The organism is Pseudomonas sp. FG-3G (assembly GCF_901007645.1).
GTDB lineage: Bacteria > Pseudomonadota > Gammaproteobacteria > Pseudomonadales > Pseudomonadaceae > Aquipseudomonas > Aquipseudomonas rhizophila.
Genome location: NZ_CAAKGZ010000021.1, coordinates 295,163 through 314,886 on the forward strand (window position 1 = coordinate 295,163; position 19,724 = coordinate 314,886).

General features: G+C 61.0%; 16 protein-coding genes and 1 pseudogene. 11 read left to right on the plus strand and 6 right to left on the minus strand.

Features of this window, described 5'->3' with window-relative positions:
- The first annotated feature begins 80 nt into the window (after positions 1 to 80).
- Positions 81 to 2,011: pseudogene (locus PSEUDOMOFG3G_RS13695) on the plus strand (PAS domain S-box protein).
- A 25-nt stretch (positions 2,012 to 2,036) separates the two neighbouring features.
- Here the strand turns inward: PSEUDOMOFG3G_RS13695 and PSEUDOMOFG3G_RS13700 are convergent.
- Positions 2,037 to 2,267, minus strand: a complete 231-nt coding sequence (locus PSEUDOMOFG3G_RS13700; protein WP_047226450.1) for a hypothetical protein — start codon at positions 2,265 to 2,267, stop codon at positions 2,037 to 2,039.
- Positions 2,268 to 2,423: 156 nt separating this feature from the next.
- Here PSEUDOMOFG3G_RS13700 and PSEUDOMOFG3G_RS13705 point away from each other — a divergent pair, with 156 nt between their 5' ends.
- Positions 2,424 to 2,960: a hypothetical protein gene (locus PSEUDOMOFG3G_RS13705; RefSeq protein ID WP_076384659.1), complete on the plus strand. Its 537-nt coding sequence runs from the start codon at positions 2,424 to 2,426 to the stop codon at positions 2,958 to 2,960.
- A 4-nt stretch (positions 2,961 to 2,964) separates the two neighbouring features.
- On the opposite strand, the gene PSEUDOMOFG3G_RS13710 is transcribed toward PSEUDOMOFG3G_RS13705, so the two are convergent.
- Complete coding sequence (locus PSEUDOMOFG3G_RS13710; RefSeq protein ID WP_047226452.1) at positions 2,965 to 4,302, minus strand: sodium:proton antiporter; 1,338 nt, start codon at positions 4,300 to 4,302, stop codon at positions 2,965 to 2,967.
- Positions 4,303 to 4,564: 262 nt separating this feature from the next.
- Here PSEUDOMOFG3G_RS13710 and PSEUDOMOFG3G_RS13715 point away from each other — a divergent pair, with 262 nt between their 5' ends.
- The 4 genes from PSEUDOMOFG3G_RS13715 to ligD are packed head-to-tail and all read left to right on the plus strand — an operon-like array spanning position 4,565 to position 10,674.
- Positions 4,565 to 5,950 carry an iron-containing redox enzyme family protein gene (locus PSEUDOMOFG3G_RS13715; RefSeq protein ID WP_139050305.1) on the plus strand — a complete coding sequence of 462 codons (1,386 nt, stop codon included), beginning with the start codon at positions 4,565 to 4,567 and terminating at the stop codon, positions 5,948 to 5,950.
- Between the two features lie 8 nt (positions 5,951 to 5,958).
- Positions 5,959 to 6,960 carry a class I SAM-dependent methyltransferase gene (locus PSEUDOMOFG3G_RS13720; RefSeq protein ID WP_139050306.1) on the plus strand — a complete coding sequence of 334 codons (1,002 nt, stop codon included), beginning with the start codon at positions 5,959 to 5,961 and terminating at the stop codon, positions 6,958 to 6,960.
- A complete protein-coding gene (locus PSEUDOMOFG3G_RS13725) occupies positions 6,932 to 8,095 on the plus strand; it encodes a carboxylate-amine ligase (RefSeq protein WP_107322477.1) in 1,164 nt (387 codons plus the stop codon). Before PSEUDOMOFG3G_RS13720 ends, PSEUDOMOFG3G_RS13725 begins: the two co-directional genes overlap by 29 nt.
- Positions 8,092 to 10,674, plus strand: coding sequence for a DNA ligase D (ligD, locus tag PSEUDOMOFG3G_RS13730; RefSeq protein ID WP_139050307.1), 2,583 nt, complete (start codon positions 8,092 to 8,094; stop codon positions 10,672 to 10,674). The genes PSEUDOMOFG3G_RS13725 and ligD overlap by 4 nt, the downstream gene beginning before the upstream one ends.
- A 22-nt stretch (positions 10,675 to 10,696) precedes the next feature.
- Here the strand turns inward: ligD and PSEUDOMOFG3G_RS13735 are convergent, their stop codons facing one another.
- Positions 10,697 to 11,311: a Yip1 family protein gene (locus PSEUDOMOFG3G_RS13735; protein WP_139050308.1), complete on the minus strand. Its 615-nt coding sequence runs from the start codon at positions 11,309 to 11,311 to the stop codon at positions 10,697 to 10,699.
- 166 nt (positions 11,312 to 11,477) lie between these two features.
- On the opposite strand from PSEUDOMOFG3G_RS13735, the gene PSEUDOMOFG3G_RS13740 reads away from it, so the two are divergent.
- From PSEUDOMOFG3G_RS13740 to PSEUDOMOFG3G_RS13750, 3 genes are read left to right on the plus strand one after another with little or no spacing between them, the layout of a single operon-like run.
- The gene (locus tag PSEUDOMOFG3G_RS13740; RefSeq protein ID WP_047226632.1) at positions 11,478 to 11,978 is read left to right on the plus strand and encodes a CinA family protein; all 501 of its coding nucleotides are present in this window, start codon (positions 11,478 to 11,480) and stop codon (positions 11,976 to 11,978) included.
- 9 nt (positions 11,979 to 11,987) lie between these two features.
- Positions 11,988 to 12,506, plus strand: a complete 519-nt coding sequence (locus tag PSEUDOMOFG3G_RS13745; protein ID WP_047226458.1) for a hypothetical protein — start codon at positions 11,988 to 11,990, stop codon at positions 12,504 to 12,506.
- 7 nt (positions 12,507 to 12,513) lie between these two features.
- Positions 12,514 to 12,960 carry a DUF421 domain-containing protein gene (locus tag PSEUDOMOFG3G_RS13750; RefSeq protein WP_047226459.1) on the plus strand — a complete coding sequence of 149 codons (447 nt, stop codon included), beginning with the start codon at positions 12,514 to 12,516 and terminating at the stop codon, positions 12,958 to 12,960.
- A 68-nt stretch (positions 12,961 to 13,028) separates the two neighbouring features.
- Here the strand turns inward: PSEUDOMOFG3G_RS13750 and PSEUDOMOFG3G_RS13755 are convergent, their stop codons facing one another.
- On the minus strand, positions 13,029 to 13,886 hold the full coding sequence (locus PSEUDOMOFG3G_RS13755; protein WP_139050309.1) for an SDR family oxidoreductase: 858 nt from the start codon (positions 13,884 to 13,886) through the stop codon (positions 13,029 to 13,031).
- 166 nt (positions 13,887 to 14,052) lie between these two features.
- On the opposite strand from PSEUDOMOFG3G_RS13755, the gene PSEUDOMOFG3G_RS13760 reads away from it, so the two are divergent.
- Positions 14,053 to 14,457 carry a VOC family protein gene (locus PSEUDOMOFG3G_RS13760; RefSeq protein WP_139050310.1) on the plus strand — a complete coding sequence of 135 codons (405 nt, stop codon included), beginning with the start codon at positions 14,053 to 14,055 and terminating at the stop codon, positions 14,455 to 14,457.
- Between the two features lie 159 nt (positions 14,458 to 14,616).
- Here the strand turns inward: PSEUDOMOFG3G_RS13760 and PSEUDOMOFG3G_RS13765 are convergent, their stop codons facing one another.
- Entirely contained in the window at positions 14,617 to 15,765 is a 1,149-nt protein-coding gene (locus PSEUDOMOFG3G_RS13765) for a MalY/PatB family protein (protein WP_139050311.1), read from the minus strand.
- Positions 15,766 to 15,950: 185 nt separating this feature from the next.
- Between PSEUDOMOFG3G_RS13765 and PSEUDOMOFG3G_RS13770 the strand changes: the two genes are divergently transcribed.
- Positions 15,951 to 17,462 (plus strand): methyl-accepting chemotaxis protein, encoded by a 1,512-nt coding sequence (locus PSEUDOMOFG3G_RS13770; protein ID WP_139050312.1) that lies wholly within the window; start codon positions 15,951 to 15,953, stop codon positions 17,460 to 17,462.
- Positions 17,463 to 17,480: 18 nt separating this feature from the next.
- Here the strand turns inward: PSEUDOMOFG3G_RS13770 and PSEUDOMOFG3G_RS13775 are convergent, their stop codons facing one another.
- Positions 17,481 to 19,721, minus strand: coding sequence for a xanthine dehydrogenase family protein molybdopterin-binding subunit (locus PSEUDOMOFG3G_RS13775; protein WP_139050313.1), 2,241 nt, complete (start codon positions 19,719 to 19,721; stop codon positions 17,481 to 17,483).
- Between the last annotated feature and the right edge of the window lie 3 nt (positions 19,722 to 19,724).

Genomic DNA, 19,724 nt, shown 5'->3' on the forward strand with positions numbered 1-19,724 from the left:
CACGGATTTAATCACTATTTCCGATGCCGCACTTGCTCCATACTTCGCAAAAAATCCTTCTGGATGCCTTGGCCAAAAAAATGCTCGAAGACGCCCCCAAGACCGCACTCATCAATCAGGAACAGCGTTTTCGCCTGCTCATCGACGCCGTGGTCGACTATGCCATCTACATGACCGACCCCTCCGGCATCATTACCAGTTGGAACTCCGGTGCCAGGCGTTTCAAAGGCTATGAAGAATCCGAGATCCTAGGCCAGCACTTCTCACGCTTCTACACTGACCAGGATCGCGCCGACGGTCTTCCGCAACGGGCGCTGGACACGGCCTTGCGCGAGGGGCGTTTCGAAGGCGAGGGCTGGCGGGTGCGCAAGGACGGAACGTTGTTCTGGTCCCATGTCGTCATTGACCCGATCATCGATAGCCAGAGCGGCGACTTGCTTGGCTTTGCCAAGATCACCCGGGACCTGACCGATCGCAAGATGGCCGAGGAAACCCTCAAGCAAAGCGAACAGCAGTTTCGCCTGTTGGTGCAAAGCGTCACCGATTACGCCATCTACATGCTCGATCCAGACGGCCAGGTGACCAACTGGAACCTGGGCGCGCAACGGATCAAGGGCTATCTTCCGGCGGAAGCCATCGGCCGGCATTTTTCGATGTTCTATACCCCTGAGGACCGTGAGGCCGGTGAGCCTCAGCGTGCCTTGAGCATCGCCGCCAGCGAAGGGCGCTTTGAAAAAAGGGGCTGGCGGTTACGCAAGGATGGCACCCGCTTCATGGCTCACGTGGTCATTGACGCGATTCGCAGCGACACGGGGCGCTACTGGGTTTTGCCAAGATCACCCGCGACATCACCGATGCCACCCGCGCACAACAAGCCTTGGAACAGGCTCGCGAAGCGCTGTTCCAGTCGCAGAAACTGCAAGCCATCGGCCAGCTCACCGGTGGCATCGCCCATGACTTCAATAACCTGCTGACGGTGATCCTCGGCAACCTGGAAATTGTGCGCAAGCGCATGCCCAGCGATCCGAAACTCATCCAACTGCTGGATAACGCCACCCAGGGCGCGCTGCGCGGTGTCTCGCTGACGCAACGGATGCTCGCGTTCGCCCGCAGACAGAAACTGTCCTCCGAATCGGTCGAGCTGTCGGCGCTGGTGCAGGGCATCAGTGGCTTGTTGCAAAGCTCCATCGGCCCTTCGATACACATCCAGACCGACTTTGCCCAGGCGCTTTCGCCGGTGTTGGCCGATGTCAACCAACTGGAACTGGCCATCCTGAACCTGGCGACCAACGCTCGGGATGCCATGCCGCAGGGGGGGCGGATCCTGATCTCGGCCCAGGAACGCTCCGACACCGAGGCCGGCAAGGACGCGCCGATGGCACCAGGGCGATACATTTGCCTGTCCATCACCGACGAGGGCGAGGGCATGGACGAGGCGACGCTGGCTTCGGCCGTGGACCCGTTTTTCACCACCAAAGGGGTAGGCAAGGGCACTGGCCTGGGCCTGTCCATGGTGCATGGCTTGGCCGAGCAATTGGGTGGCCGCCTGATACTCAAGAGCCGCAAAGGCGAGGGCACTACCGCTGAGCTGTGGTTGCCGATAGCCGACAACTCCGCGCCAGACAAAGTGCCGGCCCAGGCCACGACGACACCCTCGGTGAACGAGCTACGGGTGTTGGTCGTGGACGATGACAGCCTGGTACTGACCAGCACCCGGCTGCTGATCGAAGACCTGGGCCACCGCGTGCTTTGCGCCCCATCGGCGGCTCAGGCACTACAGATGTATGAGCTCAATCCGGACATCGACCTGGTGATCACCGACATGGCCATGCCGCAGATGGACGGTGCGCAATTGGCGAAACTGTTGCGTGATCGTCATCCGACCTTGCCCATTATCCTGGCCACCGGCTACGCCGAACGCCTGGAAGGGTTCGCCACGCAACTGCCGCGCCTGACCAAGCCGTTCAAGCAGATTGACCTGGTGCAGGTCATTGGGCAGGCGATGAAGTAACTCCAGGCATGGCGCTGCCACAGGTTCATTCAGTATTTTTCCTGAACCCTCGCAAGTTCATCGCACACAGGCAGAACTGCAGCACGATCAACGCATAGGCGTCTGAATGCAGCCCCCAGATGACCCACAGGATATTGCTCGCGATAAAACAACTGAACCCGGCCACCCGCCGTCGGGGCTGACGTGAGCCGATCAGCCAGGCGGCCAGCACCGTCACCACCATCGCCGGCCATTGCACCCATCCAAGATAATCCACAGAGCCCTCCTACAGCTTTCGGTGATCTAGAGACCGTGACGATCGGTGAGCGTTTCGTTGAGCCCGGGTCGCACCTCTGGTCCGGTGGCCGGAACTTGCCTGTCCCTCATTTCTTCTAACAAGTCCCAAACCCACACCCGAGGCGCAGCCTGCGCAATGCCCAGAATACTCACCAGCCATACCCCGGATGAAGAACTGACGGAACACAATGCCAAGCTGTTCGGCTCGCCCAAGGAACGCCTGGATTTTTATCGCCGGGAGATCCAGTACGAAACCAGCATCCTGGCCAATCGAACCGATGCGTACCTGGCCGCCCAATCCTTCCTGGTGATCGCCTTTGCCTCATGCATGGCCAACCTGAACCCGGAGTGGGGCAAGTTGTTCACATTGATCGTCCCGCCGTTCCTGGCTCTGCTGGGCTTCCTGAGCTCGCTCAACGCCTGGCCAGGAATTCGCGCCGCTTACGAGATCATCGACCATTGGCATTTCAAACAAAGCGAGTTGCTGCGTGCAGAGCCGTTGATGGGACTGGCCTACGACGAATCCCCGCTATTCAGCGAGCAGGAATCGACTCACAAGGGCTATCGCAAGTCCTTGCTGTTTTCGGTGCGTACGCCATGGATCTTTGCCGCGTTCTGGGTCTTGCTGGGGGCGTACTCGGTTTATATCCAGGTGAGTGATCCAGGGGGCTGAAGCCTTAGCTCGATTTTTTGTGGCGCTCATACCAGGCCAGTATGGGTTGGGTACTCAAGCCATGGACTAAAATGCTCAGGGCCACCACCGACAGCGTGATATTGATGCACAACTGGACCATCTCGGGCTGTAAATCATGGTTCACCGCATAGAACAGATAAAACAGACTGCCGATGCCGCGTATGCCAAACCAGCCAATCAGCAGCCGTTGTGGCGTGTCCAGCAGCCGTCCCCAAGGCATCACCAGCAAGCTCAACGGGCGAATCACGGCAAACAGCAGGCCGCCTATGACCAAGGCCCGCCAGTCCCAATGAGTGGCAAGCGCCACCCCTAACAGCGTCACCAGAAACACTTCCATGGAACGCTCCACCAGACTGCCGAAGGCGAGCATGTCACTCATCATGACCCCCGCGGCCACCTGACCCTCTTCCATAGTCTCGGCGTCACCCCGGACCGCGTCCCGGGGGGTGACCGCTTCGTGCCCCACGACCGGTTGCACCAGGTGTTCTGCCGGGAGTGAGTGTTCATCCGTCGATTGCACCTCGGCCTGGCGCAGGCCCAGGCCAGCGGCAAACACCGAAAGAAAGCCATAACCCTGGAGGGCTTCGGCCACGACGTAGGCCAGGGCAATCAGCGCCAGGGCCAGGTAATCGTTGGGCGAAAGGGTGCTGTCGGCGTTCTTGATGCGCATCGACAGGGTCAACCAGCCGATACCGCGGCCCATCCAGTAACCGGTGAGCAAACCGACCGGCACTGCCCACAGCACATCCTGCAGCATCCAGTCACCGAGAAAGCCAAGGTCGTCCTCGCGCAGCAACAACAAGCCCAGAATCACAAAGGGGAAGGCCGTGCCGTCGTTCAAGCCGGCTTCCCCCGACAGGCCAAACCGTACCTGGTCATCATCCCGGGCATCGTTGACCTGCACCAACGCCGCGAGCACCGGATCGGTTGGCGCGAGGATTGCGCCAATCAACAACGACACGCCCCAACCGAGACCAAACAGGTAATGCAGGGTCAAGGTCAGGCCCGCGATGGTCAGGATCATCACCGGGCCGGCCAGTGTGTAGGCCACGCGCCAACTACGGTCCTTGAGGGGCAAACGTAACTTGAGGCCGCTGACGAACAGCGAAAACACTACCGCGACTTCGGTGAGGTGCTCCATCCAGGCTGAGGAATCGGCAATGTCCAGCCTCAACAACTCCAGGCCCGCCGGCCCGATGGCAACGCCCAAACCCAGGCATATCGCCGAGGTGGTTACCGGCATCCAGCGCAGGTAGGAGGACGTCAGGGCCAAGGTCAGCAATACGGCGCCGAGCACCGCTACCCATACTGTGAAAATCATTGCTGCTCCTTGGATAGCTCGAAGGCATAGCTCGTAGGCATAGCTCGCAGGCACAGCCCCGAGTGAAACAGACACCGTCAAGCCAGTATCCGGCTCCTGTCGTTCATTCGAGGGTCTGAGCCAAGCGCCGGTTCCGTCAAAGCGATACGGCTCCGTTTATCCGGAGGACTTTCATCTCAAGGGAATTTTTCGTCATTCCCGGCGCTCTGCCAAAGTAGAGACGTGTTGATTCAGCGTCCTGCCGAGAACCCAAGAGGCCCTTATGACTGCGCTGACACCCCTCCAATCCCGGCCTGCCACCGTGCATTCATTCATGGATGCCGGGAGCGTGCGCCAATGCTATGAACGGCTGCTCCATGGCCCTGACGATGCTGACAAGCAAGCCGTCGCCCAGGCCTTCCTTCAGCAATGCGTGGGGCAGGCCGCGGCACTGCCCCTGGAGCTGCCCGACACCCCCACGGCTCTGCAAGCCTGGGTCGAGCAACACAGTGCCGGTGTAGCCCGCCAGTACGCCGAGTATCTGGAGCGGCGCAAAAACGCCGGTCCACGAGAGTTTTTCACTTGCAAGGCCCACGCCTTGTATTTCCTGCAGGCGGTGGCGCCCACCAAACTGGTGGACGGCGCGTGGCTGTATGGCGTGCTCAAGCATTGGCACGACCACCGTTTCGAAGGGCTGCTGAGCACTTATCTGGAAGAGTTGGGCGACGGCAATCCCTCGCAAAACCATGTGGTGATATACCGCAAGCTGCTCGCCGAACACGACCTGTCGGACGCGCCGGACATTGAAGACGAGCGCTACCTGCAAGGTGCTGTGCAATTGGCCCTGGGCTATGGCGGCGATGAATACCTGCCTGAAGTGATCGGCTACAACCTGGGTTACGAACAACTGCCCCTGCACCTGTTGATCAGCGCTTATGAGCTGACTGAGCTGGACATCGACCCTTACTACTTCACCCTCCACGTCACGATCGACAACGCGAGCACCGGTCATGCCCACAAGGCCATCCAGTCGCTGCTGCAACTGATGCCGATGGAGGCGGATCGCGAAGCGTTCTGGCACCGGGTCACCCTGGGTTATCGCCTCAATGATCTGGGCCAAGGCAGCCGGACCATCATCGAGTCATTCGACCTGTATCGCGAAGTGCTGGACATGCTCGAACGCAAACGTCCGTTCGGCCAACACATGCATTCCGATTACTGCAAGTTCGAAGGCAAGACCGTCAATCAATGGCTGGCAGCGCCTGGACAACTGGAAGGCTTCCTGACGGCGCTGCAAAACAAGGGCTGGATCAAACGTCATGAAGATCCGCAGAACAGCCGGTTCTGGACGCTGATCGAAGGGGCGGGCGCGGCCATGTTCGGGGTGTTCAGCCCCTATGAAAAACAGTTGCTGCACGACTGGATCGCCGGTGACTGGACGCAGGAGGGCGCCAAGAAAAGCCCGCGCCGCGCCCACGGTGCAGCGTGCGAGCCGCAGATGCCGATCGAGGACCCCGATGTACAGAGCCTGCAACAGACCCTGCGAGGCCAGACGCCCGATGCGCAGATGCAGACCCTGATGCCGTGGCTCTCGGCGCGCTGCCACAGCCATCCGGCCGGACTGCTGGCGACTCGTCGCTTCATCGAACTCAAATCCGCGCTGCGCTAGGAGCCCGCATGAATCAGGAAGAACGCCTATCCGAAACTGACCTGGCGCTATTGCAATTGGGCCGACGCCTGCAAGCCGACGGCTATCGCTTCATTACCCCGACACCCCTGACCCACGAACGCGTCAACCAACGACCTGGCAATGAACGCTCCAGGACCCTGAGGGATGTGTTCGGCTGGTCGCGCCCGTTTGCCCCGGGGCTGATCAGCGCCGATGAGCAGCGCCAGTTGCAGGAAGCCGAGGTGCTGCAAGCGCGCGACGGCCTGTTGCATAGCCGCGTGCGCTGGTCGAGCCTGGACGGCCTGCTGTTCGCTCATTCGCAATTTCCCACCCAAGCCAACGACGCGGTGTTTTTCGGCCCCGACAGCTATCGTTTCGCCCAACTGATCCATACTTATCTGCAACAGAACTTCACGGCAATACATCGGGCCGTGGACATCGGCTGTGGCGCCGGTGTCGGGGCGCTGGTCATTGCCCGCGCCCGGCGCGAGGCACAGGTGCTGGCCGTGGATATCAATCCGATGGCCCTGCGCCTGAGCGCGGTCAACGCGGCGCTGGCCGAGGTGTCCAACGTCGAGATCGCCCGCAGCGATGTACTCCAGGATGTGGAGGGCGACTTCGACCTGATCGTCGCCAATCCGCCGTACATGGCCGACCCCAGCGAACGGGCCTACCGCCATGGCGGTGGCGCACTGGGCGCCGGGCTGTCGCTGCGCATTGTCGAACAGGCCCTGCCACGGCTCACGCCCGGTGGCTCGCTGGTGCTCTACACCGGCGTGGCGATGGTCGATGGGCGTGATCCGTTTCTCGAGGCGCTTGAGCCTTGGCGCGACTCGCCGAACTTCGGCTGGACTTACAAGGAATTGGACCCGGACGTGTTTGGTGAAGAACTGCTCACCCCGGGTTACCAGGACGTAGAAAGGATCGCCGTGGTGGCGTTGGTTGTAACCCGCATCGGCGCGGGTATCGGAGGGACTATCGATGAACAGGCGACTGAAGTTCGGCATTGAAGAGGAGTATTTCATCACCGATCTGCAAACCCGTTGTATGCCGGATCAACCCTCAGCAGAGGTTGTCACGGCGTGCCAGGCGCTACTGGGCAAGCATTTCGCCCATGAAATGTTCCAGTGTCAGATCGAGATGGCGTCGCCTATTTTCCGCAACTTGCCCGAGGCGGCCGATTACCTGGCCCAGGTCCGCACAGGCCTGACCCAGCGCCTGGCCGCCCATGGCCTGGGCCTGCTCAGCGCCGGCTCGCATCCCATGGCGACCCAGGGTCTGCAGCCCACCGACGAACTGCACTTTCAGCAGCTGTTCGACGATTACCAGCGGGTGGCCAGACGGAGCGTGCTTTCGGGCCTGCATGTACACGTGGAGGTGCCGGCCCATAAGGACCGTGTCCGGGTCATGAACGAGGTGCTGCCCTGGCTGCCGATGTTCCTGGCGCTGAGTGCTTCGTCGCCGTTCTGGAACGGCGCCTACAGCGGGTTCAGCAGCTACCGTCAGGTCGCTTGCGATGAATGGCCGCGCATGGGCGTGCCGGAGTTCTTCGAGGATGAGTCGGCGTTTGCCGGCTACGTGGACATGCTCATGCGCACCGGATCCATTCGCCAGCCCAGCGATTGCTGGTGGGTGATGCGGCCTTCGTCGCGTTATCCCACGCTGGAGCTGCGAATCTGCGATGCCTGTCCGCGTGTTGAGGATGTCCTGTGCCTGGTCTCGCTGTTTCGGGTGATGGTGGCCCATGCCATTGCACTACCCAAGCCCGGCGCGCACTTCAGCCTGACCTCCCACTGGATCCTCAAGGAAAATCGCTGGCGGGCCAAGCGTCATGGAATCCTGGCCGAGTTCATCCTGGAGGGGCAGGAGCAGCCGATGATGATCGGTGAGTGGATCACGCTGGCGGAGCAGACCTTCGGCGAGACTGCCGCCGCACTGGGCGTTGAGGATGTGTTCAAGCAGGCACGTCGTATCGTCCAGGAAGGCACCAGTTCCGATCGGCAAATCGTGCTCTACGAACAAGGGCTGCTGCTGGGCGACTCCACCGAGCACGCCTTGAGCAGGGTGGTTGATCAGTTGTTGGCGGAAACCGCCGGGATGCCCGTGGCCGACCCGTCACTGTTGCAAGTGGCAGGTGGTCCATGAGCAGCAAGACCCTGGAGGATTACAACCGGATGCGTGACTTCGCCGCCACCCCGGAACCGGCGGCCAAGCGTTCACGCAAATCGGCGAAAACCGCCCATGCCTTGCAGTTCTGCATTCAGAAGCACGACGCTTCGCGGCTGCATTATGACTTCCGGCTGGAGCTGGACGGTGCGCTCAAGAGCTGGGCGGTGCCCAAGGGGCCGTCCCTGGACCCCAAGGTCAAGCGCCTGGCGGTGCATGTCGAAGACCATCCGCTGGATTACGCGACCTTCGAAGGCAGCATTCCCGAAGGCCATTATGGCGCTGGCGACGTCATTGTCTGGGATCGAGGCGTGTGGATTCCCCAGGGCGATGCCCATGAGGCCTATGAAAAAGGCCGGCTCAAGTTCGAGCTGCAAGGGGAAAAACTCAGTGGCCTGTGGAACCTGGTGCGCACCCACATGCCCGGCAAGCAGGAGCAGTGGTTCCTGATCAAGCACCAGGACGCAGCGGCACGTCCCGAAAGCGAGTACGACGTGGTCCAGGCCGAGCCGGACAGCGTGCTCAGCGAGCGCACCCTTGTACCCAAGCGCCGTGGCAAGGCTGCCGCCCAGGTCAAGGCAGTGCAGCAACCGAAAAAAGCCACCACGCCCAAACCGTCCAGAAAAACCTCGACCACGACCCTCAGCGGCGCGGTGGCCGGGGCGATTCCCAAGACGCTCAAACCGGAATTGGCCACGTTGGTAGAGCGCGCGCCTGAAGGCGAATGGCTCTATGAAATCAAGTTCGACGGTTACCGCGTCATGGCCCGCATTGAAAACGACGATGTCAGGCTGATCACCCGCAATGGCCATGACTGGACCCACAAGCTGCCCAAGCAGGCCGAAGCGCTGGCCGGATTAGGGCTGGAGTCCGCCTGGCTGGACGGTGAGATGGTGGTGGCCAACGAGCAAGGCGTACCGGACTTCCAGGCCCTGCAGAACGCTTTCGACGCCGGCAGCAGCAACAAGATTGCCTACTACCTGTTCGACCTGCCTTACCTCAATGGCATGGACCTGCGCGAGGTGCCCGTGCAAGAGCGGCGGGCCGCGTTGGCGGCAGTGCTTGCGAGCAACAAGAATCCGCTGTTGCGCTTCTCCGATGCCTTCGAAGAAACCCCTGAAGCCTTGCTCAACAGTGCTTGCCAAATGCAGATGGAAGGACTGATCGGCAAACGCATGGGCAGTGCCTACGTTTCCCGGCGCAGCAACGACTGGATCAAGCTCAAGTGCAAGAATCGCCAGGAGTTCGTCGTAGTCGGTTTCAGCGAACCCAAGGGCGCCCGCAACGGCTTCGGCGCCTTGTTGCTGGGGTTGCACGATGCCGACAGCGGGCAACTGCGCTATGCCGGCAAGGTCGGCACAGGGTTCAACGAGCAAACACTCACAAGCATTCACCAGCAATTGTTGCCCCTGGAAAGAAAAAAGGCTGCGGTGGTCAACCCACCCACCGGATACGAGGCCAAAGGAGTGCATTGGCTGGAACCGACGTTACTGGCTGAAGTGGCGTTTGCCGAGATGACCAAGGAAGGCTCGGTGCGCCATGCCGTGTTTCATGGTTTGCGCAACGATAAACCGGCCAAGGCGATCACCCAGGAGCTGGCCAAACCCGTGAAAAAGACTGCGGAAAAAACCAAAGCCAAAACCAAAACCACTCAGGCGCCAGCCATGGACGGTAAGGTGCGCATCACCCACCCTGAGCGAGTCATCGATCCCAGCAGCGGCACGACCAAGCTGCAACTGGCCGAGTACTACGCCAGCGTCGCCGAGTTCATCCTGCCGGAACTGGCCGACCGCCCGGTGGCACTGGTCAGGGCGCCGGATGGCATTGCCGGTGAGTTGTTTTTCCAGAAAAACGCCGAGCGCCTGGCGATTCCTGGTATCACCAGCCTGGACAAATCATTGACCGGGCAGCCGGTAATGATCATCAACAATCCCGAAGCGTTGATCGGCGCGGTACAAATGAGCACGGTGGAGTTACACACCTGGAATGCCACGTCGGTGAACCTGGACAAGCCTGATCGCTTTGTTCTCGACCTTGACCCGGATCCGGCCCTGCCTTGGAAAAGCATGGTGGAGGCGACGCATCTGACCTTGTCGGTACTCGATGAACTAGGGCTCAAGGCGTTTCTCAAGACCAGCGGCGGCAAGGGCATCCACATTGTCGTGCCCCTGACCCGCAAGTTGGGTTGGGACGAGGTCAAGGGCTTCAGCCATGCGATTGTCAGCCACATGGCCAAGCTGTTGCCGGATCGTTTCTCGGCGGTCTCGGGGCCGAAGAACCGGGTAGGGCGGATCTTCATCGACTACCTGCGTAACGGCCTGGGCGCCACCACCATCTGCGCCTATGCCGCCCGCACCCGTGAAGGCTTGCCGGTGTCGGTGCCGATCTTTCGCGAGGAAGTGGCCGAGCTCAAAGGCGCGAACCTGTGGAACGTGCACAACGTCCATGAGCGTTTGGCGCAAGTGGGTCACGAGCCTTGGGCGGGCCTGAAGAAGACCCGTCAAAGGATCACCGCCGACATGCGTCGACGCATTGGTATGAAAAAGACCGATAAATAGCTGGGTTCGATGCCTCCCGGACTCATCCACTTACCGGAACGCGCAGATATTCCGGCTGCAGGACGTTGAACCACAGCAGAATCATTTCCACCAGAATGGTCACCAGCACCAAGAGTCCTACGCCCCATACGCTGGCCGAGTACAACAGACCTTGTTCCTTCTTGAGATTCATGAACTTGGGCAGGCCAATAAACAGCAAAAAGGTCGAGTAGGCCGACGCCATTGCCAGCGCGATCACCGCCAGCCAGCGGTTGGGATAGAGCCCGAAAATCCCGGCCAGGAAGTAGGGCGTGGCGGTGTAGGCGGCAAAACCAATGCACTGGTTGACCGTAGGGCGGGCATCGAAGGTGCGCGACATCCAGCGGATGAACAGCCCCATGAGCATCACGCCGGCCACGATGGTCAGGTACAGCAGCACACTCAGTTGAAGTGCACTGGCAGTGCTCAGTCGTACCGTTTCGTTCTCAGCCAGGCTCCAACCGGTCCAGGTGGTTCCAATGAACAGACACACCACGGGAATCAGGGCGAGCAACAACAGGTGAGCCAGATAGTGGCGCGGATGAGCTTGTTCCTGTTCGCGGATGTCTTTCCAGGCAAACTCGGGGTGGGTGAACAGTTTGACGAAAGGGGCGGACATGACGACCTCCTGATCAGTACAGCCTCTGGTGAGGCCCATACGGATTTGAGGTACAGGATCGGTCGGGGGTTCATTTATTTGGAGTGCCCGAGGAGGGGCGTGATCAGAGGGAATGAATCCATACGGCCGGGGTCAATCCATCAGCATCCCTGAAGGACTGTATGCCATGACCATTGCTTGCTCCCTGGTTGATTACTTGCGTGAACACGAGCTGCGCCTGACGACGGCCGAGTCCTGTACCGCCGGCAAGATCGTCACCTTGCTGGCCGAAGTACCCGGCAGTGGTTCGCTGATTGAAAGCGGTTACGTGGTGTATTCCCCGGAGGCTAAACAACGATTGCTGGGGGTCAACCCATGCACCATCGACACCTTCAATCTCACCAGCCGTGAGGTGGCCGAGGAAATGGCCCTCGGTGCCCTGCGCGACGCCAATGCCAACGTCGCCGTGGCCACCACCGGCATTCTCGGGCCGGATGACATGGACGGCATTCCGGCCGGCACTGTCTGTTTTGCCTGGGCGTTCGATATGGCCGGCGAGCGAGCGTTGTTCAGTCGCCTGGAAAGATTTTTCGGGACTCGCAACCAGGTCCAACTGTGGGCCGCCGAACATGCGCTCGTGCAGTTGCGGCACTTTCATCAACGCGCGCTGGCGGGTGAGCGCAGATAGGGGATCACCATGACCCACCCCACTGATCCCGAGGAATTGCGCAGCCGCCAGTTCCCGGTCCGCGAAGACATGGCCTACCAGCTCAAGGTCTGGCGTTTCGAGCGGGTGGGTTGGTACGTGTTGGTATTGCTGGTGATCCTGACGCTGCTTGGATTGTTCTCTCGTGGCCCGTTGAGCACCCGAAATGTACACAGCGCAGATGGCCGACTCGGCGTCGAGTACGAAATGTTCCACCGCAACGGTTCTACCAACCCCATGGTCATCCATCTGATGGGGCAGCCCAATGCCGTGCTGGAGGTGGAACTGGTCGGCCAGTGGCTGGAGGGTTTCGAGGTGCAAACCCTCCAGCCCCAGCCCGTGCGCTCGGCGAGTGCGGAGCGGGGCCTGAAGCTGTGGGTCCAGGCGGATGCCAAGGGAGAGGCCAGCCTTTATCTGTCACTGCTGGGCGATGGGCTGGGGCTCTATCACAGCCGTATCGACACGCCCGATGGCGCCACGGTCAGGTTCAATCAATTCATTTTTCCCTAGGTGACGTATGGACTCTGTGCTGCGGGCTGCCGCGATCTATGTGGCGTTGCTGGTACTGTTCAAGATCGCCGGGCGTCGCTCCCTGGCGGAAATCACCACGTTTGATTTTGTCCTGCTGATGATCATCGGCGAGGCCACCCAGCAGGCGTTGCTGGGGGATGATTTCTCGTTGACCAATTCGTTGATGGTGATCGTGACGCTGATTGCCATCGATGTGGGCTTGTCGCTGCTCAAGCAACGCTCCCAATGGGTCTCGCAACTGATTGACGGCGGCCCGACCATTATTGTGGAGGATGGGCGAATACTGAAGGCGCGCCTGCGCCATGCCCGCTTGATAGAAGAAGACATCATGGAAGCGGCACGGTCGAGCCAGGGAATCGAGACACTGGAACAGATCAAGTTCGCGATTATCGAACGTAACGGCAAGATTTCGGTGATTGCCAAGGAGCCGTGAAGCCCTTCACATGATTCATGGCGAGGGCTACATCCCCTCGCCACAACAGCTGCCCACCATTGCTTGACTCACAGGATCGGCTTGCCGCCCGTAATCCCATACCGGGAACCGGAAATGTAGCTCGCCTCATCCGAAGCCAGCAGTACATAGATCGGCGCCACTTCCACCGGCTGGCCAGGACGGCCAAGGGGCGTCTGGGAGCCGAAGTTCTGTACTTCTTCCTCAGGCATGGTGGCGACAATCAGCGGTGTCCAGATCGGCCCTGGCGCCACGCTGTTCACCCGGATGCCCTTGGGGCCGAGCATCTGCGCCAGACCGCCGGTGAAGTTGGCGATGGCGCCTTTGGTGGTGGCGTAGGCCAGCAGAGTCGGCTTGGGCATGTCGGAGTTGACCGAACTGGTGTTGATGATCGAGCCACCCGCCTTCATATGCGGGACGGCGGCCTGGCAGATCCTGAACATCGAGGTGATGTTGATATCAAACGTGCGCACCCACTCTTCGTCGGGGATGTCTTCCAGGTTTTCGTGGGTCATCTGGAACGCGGCGTTGTTGACCAGAATGTCGATATGCCCGAAACGCGCGATGGTTTCGTCGACGATCTTGCGGCATTGGGCCTTGTCCGCCAGATCGCCGGGCAGCAACAGACATTGGCGGCCGGCCTGTTCTACCCAACGGGCAGTCTCCCTGGCGTCTTCATGCTCGTCCAGGTAGGAAATGGCCACGTCGGCGCCCTCACGGGCGAAGGCAATCGCCACGGCACGGCCGATGCCGCTGTCGGCGCCCGTGATCAAGGCGATCTTGCTTTCCAGGCGTCCAGAACCGGTGTAGCTCTGTTCTCCGCAGTCTGGATACGGGTCCATCTTGCGTTGAGTGCCGGGCACCGGTTGGCTTTGTTTTGGGAACGGCGGGGTAGGGTAGTCAGTCATGACATTCTCCATGCTGGATGTGTAGTCGATGGAGGGTGGACTGTGGGCCTTCAGGCAGAGTTCGCTCGGATTCCGGGGCCGAGCGATGAGCGTGGTCCGAGCCCTTTTGCCAATCGCGAATCAACATCGGCTAATGTTGGACGAATGCAGATAAGGAGCCGGACAGATGTTCAGTCACATACAGATTGGCGCGCGGGACCTGCCAGCAATGGTCGCGTTTTATGATGCTGTGCTGGGCTGCCTGGGGTTGGTGCGCCTGCCCAGCGAAAACGACTCGGGCCCGCCGGGAGAAGGCTGGCATCAACCCGGCAAGCGTTGGCCTCAGGTGTTCGTGCAATTACCGTTCAATGGTTTGCCCGCGACCTGGGGCAATGGCATGCAAGTGAGTTTCGCCGCCGATTCGCCGCACACCGTACAGGCCGCCTGGGCGCAGGCCATCGCCCTGGGCGGCACCGACGAAGGCCCGCCGGGCCCGCGGCCCCAGTATTCGGAAGGGTATTTCGGGGCCTATTGCCGCGATCCGGAGGGGAACAAGTTGTGCTTTGTTTATGCGCCGGATATGGATGAGTAAAACGCGGATCCATTGTGGCGAGGGAGCTTGCTCCCGCTGGGGCGCGCAGCGGCCCCATCAACTGGACAACCCGGTGTGTCAGGCAGGCCGGAGGGGACTGCTGCGCAGTCCAGCGGGAGCAAGCTCCCTCGCCACAGAGGATCTTCGTCGTCAGGGAGATCAGCCCCTGGCCTTCAAGCTCCGCTCCATCCGCGCAATTCCTTCCTCCAGCAGCTTGCGTGGGCAGCCGAAGTTCAAGCGCACGAACTGCCCGGCATCGTCACCGAAATCCAGTCCGGCACTCAGACCTACCTTGGCTTGCTTCAGGAAAAAGCCCTGCGGGTCGTCCAGCCCCAATCCCGAGCAATCCAGCCAGGCCAGGTAAGTGCCCTGGGGCACGGTCATGGTGATGCCCGGCAGGCGGGTCTTTACGGCGTCGACCAGATAGTCGCGGTTGGCTTGCAGGTAAGCCTTCAATTCTTCCAGCCACGGGCCAGCTTCGCTGTAGGCCGCGCGGGTCGCTTCAAGGCCCAGGGCGTTGACGCTGTCGACCATGCCGGCCCGGGCACTGTTAACCCGCTCGCGGACCTTGGCGTTCTGGATGATGGCGAATGAAGTTTTCAGCCCGGCAATGTTGTAGGCCTTGCTGGCCGACATCAGGGTGATGGTGCGCTCGGCAATCTCCGGGCTGAGGGTGGCGGTGGGGATGTGCACACGACCGTCGAAGCACAGCTCGGCATGGATTTCGTCAGAGATGATCCAGGCATTCTGTTCTAGGCAGATATCTGCCACGGCCTTGAGTTCTTCCCGGGCAAACACCTTGCCCAGCGGGTTGTGAGGGTTGCTCAGCAACAACGCACCGCCCCCCTGCAACGCGTCACGCAGCGCGGCCAGGGGCGTGTGGAATTCGCCGTTGAGCGGGTTGAACAGCAGTTCAACCTTGTTCAGTTGCCAGTGAGCAGGGGCATTGCGCAGCGGCGGGTAATTGGGCACCTGTACCACAACGTTCTGCGCAGGCTCCACCAAGGCGTGCAGCGCCATGTTGAAGCCTGGTTCGACACCCGGCAGGAAGACGATCTGCTGAGGCTCGACGCGCCAGGCGTACTTGTTCCAGAGGTCCGCAACGATGGCGGCGCGCAGCGAGTCCTGGGCCACGCTGTAGCCGAGCATGGGGTGTTCGAGGCGTTTGTGCAGTGCGTCGATGACCACCGGCGGAGCAGGGAAGTCCATATCAGCCACCCACATGGGCAACACGTCAGCGGGGTAGCGACTCCACTTGGTGCTACCGGTACCGTGGCGCTCCAATACCGTGTCGAAATCGAAAGTCATGGGGGTTCCATCAGGTCTGGGAATGAGATGGCGAACATCATAAAGCAAAGATCAGTGAAAAAAGGAAGATGGCGTAGTGCCACTAACCAGGAGGAATCGGCTACAGTTCGATTCCGACACGCCGATAAGGCTTGAAGCCAGCATTGGTAACGGACCCTCCAAGCCCCCCGAAAAGGACAGCCCCCATGACATCGCCCGTGCGCTTTAACGATCACTACCGTAAAGCTGATCGCATCATGCTGGGGTTACTCTGGCTCACTTTTGTCTACTCCCTGTGCCTGGCCTTCCTGCACTCCACCTTCAGCCAGGCGCTGCTGATAGGGGCGACGACCTGTCTGCTGACCACCGTGCTTTATCGCGGCCTGGGCGGCACCCGGGCCATGCGCTGTGTCATCGCCGTGGCGCTGATGGTCATGGCCGCCTTGCACATCAACCAGACCCGTGGCGTGATCGAGTTCCACTTCGGGATTTTCGTACTGTTGGCGGTGCTGACGTTCTACCGTGACTGGCTGCCGATCATCGTGGCCGCCGCCACTATCGCTATTCACCACGTCGGTTTTCACTGGCTTCAGCACCAGGGTTATCCGGTGTTCGTCATGGCCAACCATGGCGGCTGGACCATGATTTTCATCCACGCCTTCTACGTGGTGGTGGAAAGCGTGATCCTGATTTACCTGGCGAACCAGAGCCTGGCCGATGCCACGGAAAACCAGGATGTGCTCGACAAAGTGCTGGCCGCCGCCATGCAGTTGAGCAGTGACACCCAGACCCAGCGCAACCGGGGGGACAAAGTCTCTTCGTCCGAGCGTTTCGATCATTTCCTGCAGCAGATCACCAACCTGGTAGACGGCGTGGTGCGCGATACCCGCAACCTTTCGGACTTGGGCCAGGACCTTTCTCAAGTCGGCCAGACACTGGAGCACGGCGCCAGGCATCAGCTCAATGAAGTGGCACAGATGAGCGGCGCGATTGGCCATCTGGTCCAGGCCATGGACAGCATTGCCGGGCATGTCGGCCAGACGGTACAACGGGCCGGCCAAGCCAGTGAACAGGTCAGCCGCGGACGCAGCACCGTTGACCAGAGCCGCGAGGAGATTGTCGAGTTGGCCGGTCGCCTCAACCTGACCAACGAAACCGTGCAAGGCCTGGCCGAGCAGGCGCAACAGATCGGCCAGGTGCTGGACGTCATTAACAGCATCGCCGAACAAACCAACCTGTTGGCCCTCAACGCCGCCATCGAGGCCGCCCGGGCCGGGGAGCAGGGACGCGGTTTTGCGGTAGTAGCGGACGAAGTCCGGACCCTGTCGCAAAAGACCTCGACGTCCACCACGGAAATCCAGCAGATCATCGCCAAGCTGCAACAGGGCAGCCGTCAGGCAGCCCTCGCCATGCAAGACAGCCAGGAAGGGGTACAACGCTGCGTATCGGCCAGCCAACTCGCCTCGCAACTGCTGCATGCAGTGGTAGAGGACATCGCGGCGATCAACCACTTCAACGGCCTGATCGCCAGCACCACCCAGGAACAATCCGAGGCCTCGAAGGGCATCAATGAGCGCTTGCAAAGTGTCCAGGCCGTCGCTGAGCGCAACGCCGATAACATCGGCATTCTGACTCGGAGCAGCCAGTGCCTGCCACCGTTGGCGGAACGCTTGGCGGTGTTGGGGCAGGCGTTTCATCGTAAAGGTGAGGCGGTTTGAGGCAGCGAACCCTTACGTTCACGTCATCTTGAACGGCAACTCACGCATTGGCTTGCCCGTCAGGCTGGCAATGGCATTGGCAAAAGCCGGAGCCAACGCCGGCAGGCCGGGCTCGCCCATCCCGGTGGGTGGTTCGGCGCTTGGCACGATGTGCACGGCAAACTCCGGCATGTCGGTAATGCGTGGAACGCTGAAGTCAGCAAAGTTGCTCTGCTGCACGACGCCGTCTTTCAAGGTGATGGCGCCGCCCGGCAGGCACATCGACAATCCCATCAGCGCTGCGCCTTGCACCTGAGCTTCAACACTGCGCGGGTTGACCACCAGGTTGCAGTGCACACCCGCAGTCACTTGGTGCAGCACCGGACGGCCACTCTGCACCGACGCCTCAACGACATAAGCCACCACCGAACTGAACGACTCGTGCACCGCCACGCCCCAGGCATGGCCAGCCGGTAGCGGGCGTTTGCCGTATTCGCTCTTGTCCACCGCCAATTGCAGCGCTGCGCGATGGCGCGGGCTTTGATCGGCGAACAGCTTCATCCGATAGGCCACCGGATCCTGCTTGGTTGTACGGGCGATCTCATCGATCAAGGTTTCCATTACAAAAGCCGTATGGGTGGAGCCTACGCTGCGCCACCACAGGATGGGGACGTTGACTTTCGGGTGATGGACCGTCAGGCGCATCGGCAGCGGATAAGGATCACGCATACCTTCCGTGGCGGTGGGGTCGATGCCGTTCTTCACCCGGCCCCCAAACACGGTGTCGGTAAGAATGGATTGCCCGACCAGGGCGTGATCCCAAGCCAGTACCTTGCCAGCGTCGTCAAAACCGATGCGCGCACGGTGCAGGTGCATCGGCCGGTAGTAGCCGCCCTTGATGTCGTCTTCCCGGCTCCAGAGCGTACGCACAGGCGCGTTCAGCCCCTCAGCGCGGGCGGCTTTGGCCACTTCGCAAGCCAGCACGACAAAGTCGCCGGTGGGCACGCCGCGCCGGCCGAAACCACCGCCGGCCGTCTGCACGTTCAGCTGGATTTGCTCGGGCTTGAGATTCAGTACCTTGGCGGCCGCCGCACTGTCGCCGCCGGGAAACTGCGTGCCGACCCACAGTTCGGCGCGTTCTTCGCCGAGCTGGACAGTACAGTTCAACGGCTCCATGGGGGCGTGGGCGAGGTAGGGGAATACGAACTCAGCTTCCAGTTGATGCGGCGCGGTTGCCAGCGGCGTCATGTCGGCATCGAAGCGCAGTGGGCCGGGTTGGCCGGCCAGCTCCCGGTACTGGAGCAATTGTTTTTCGCTGTCCACCTTTTCGACCGACGCCAGGTCCCACTCCAGCTTCAAGGCATCGCGCGCGAGCTTCGCCTGCCAGTAGCTATCGGCGACTACCGCGACACCTTCGGCGCCGCCGTCCAACGGCACGCGCAATACCGCTTTCACGCCCCGGGTGGCGCGTGCCGCGCTGTCATCCAACGAAGCGATTCTGGCACCGAACACCGGCGGGTGCGCGACCACGGCAGTGAGTTGCCCTGGCAGATGCATATCGATGCCGAAGTCCTGCTGGCCGCTGCTCTTGGCCTTGGCATCGATGCGCGTGGTGGCATGGCCAATGATGCGAAAGTCCTTGGGGTCCTTGAGTCTCACCTTTTCCGGCACAGGCAGCGCCATAGCGGCCTCGGCCAATTCGCCGTAGCTTGCCTTACGGCCCGCCGGGCCGAGCACCATGCCGGCTTGGGTGCTCAGGCTGGCCACGTCCACGTTCCAGCGTGCTGCCGCCGCCGAGAGCAGCATGGCACGAGCACGGGCGCCAAGTTCGCGGTACTGGGTATAGCTGTTCTTGATCGAATTGGAGCCGCCAGTGAGGTGTATACCAAAGATCGGATCCTGATAAGCAGCATCACCGCTGCCGTTGCGGGCTCGCACCAGACTCCAGTCGGCATCGAGCTCTTCGGCAAGAATCATCGGCAGGCTGGTTTGCACGCCCTGGCCGAATTCCAACCGGTTGATCGTCACGGTGACTTCGCCGTTGGGCGCGATCTGTACGAATGCCGAAGGTTGCTGATTCGGCTTGAGTGGTACTGCGGCGTCGCCGTTGGCCTCTTGCGCCAAGGCAAGATGAGGAAAAGCGCCCAAGGCCAGACCGCCGATGCCGACAATCTTGAGGAAACTGCGGCGGGGAAGGGTGGTAGGGCCGTCAGCCTGATCGCGCTCAAGCATGTGCTGTAAAGCGCGGGGAATCTCGTCTGGAAAAATCTCGTTCAACATGGC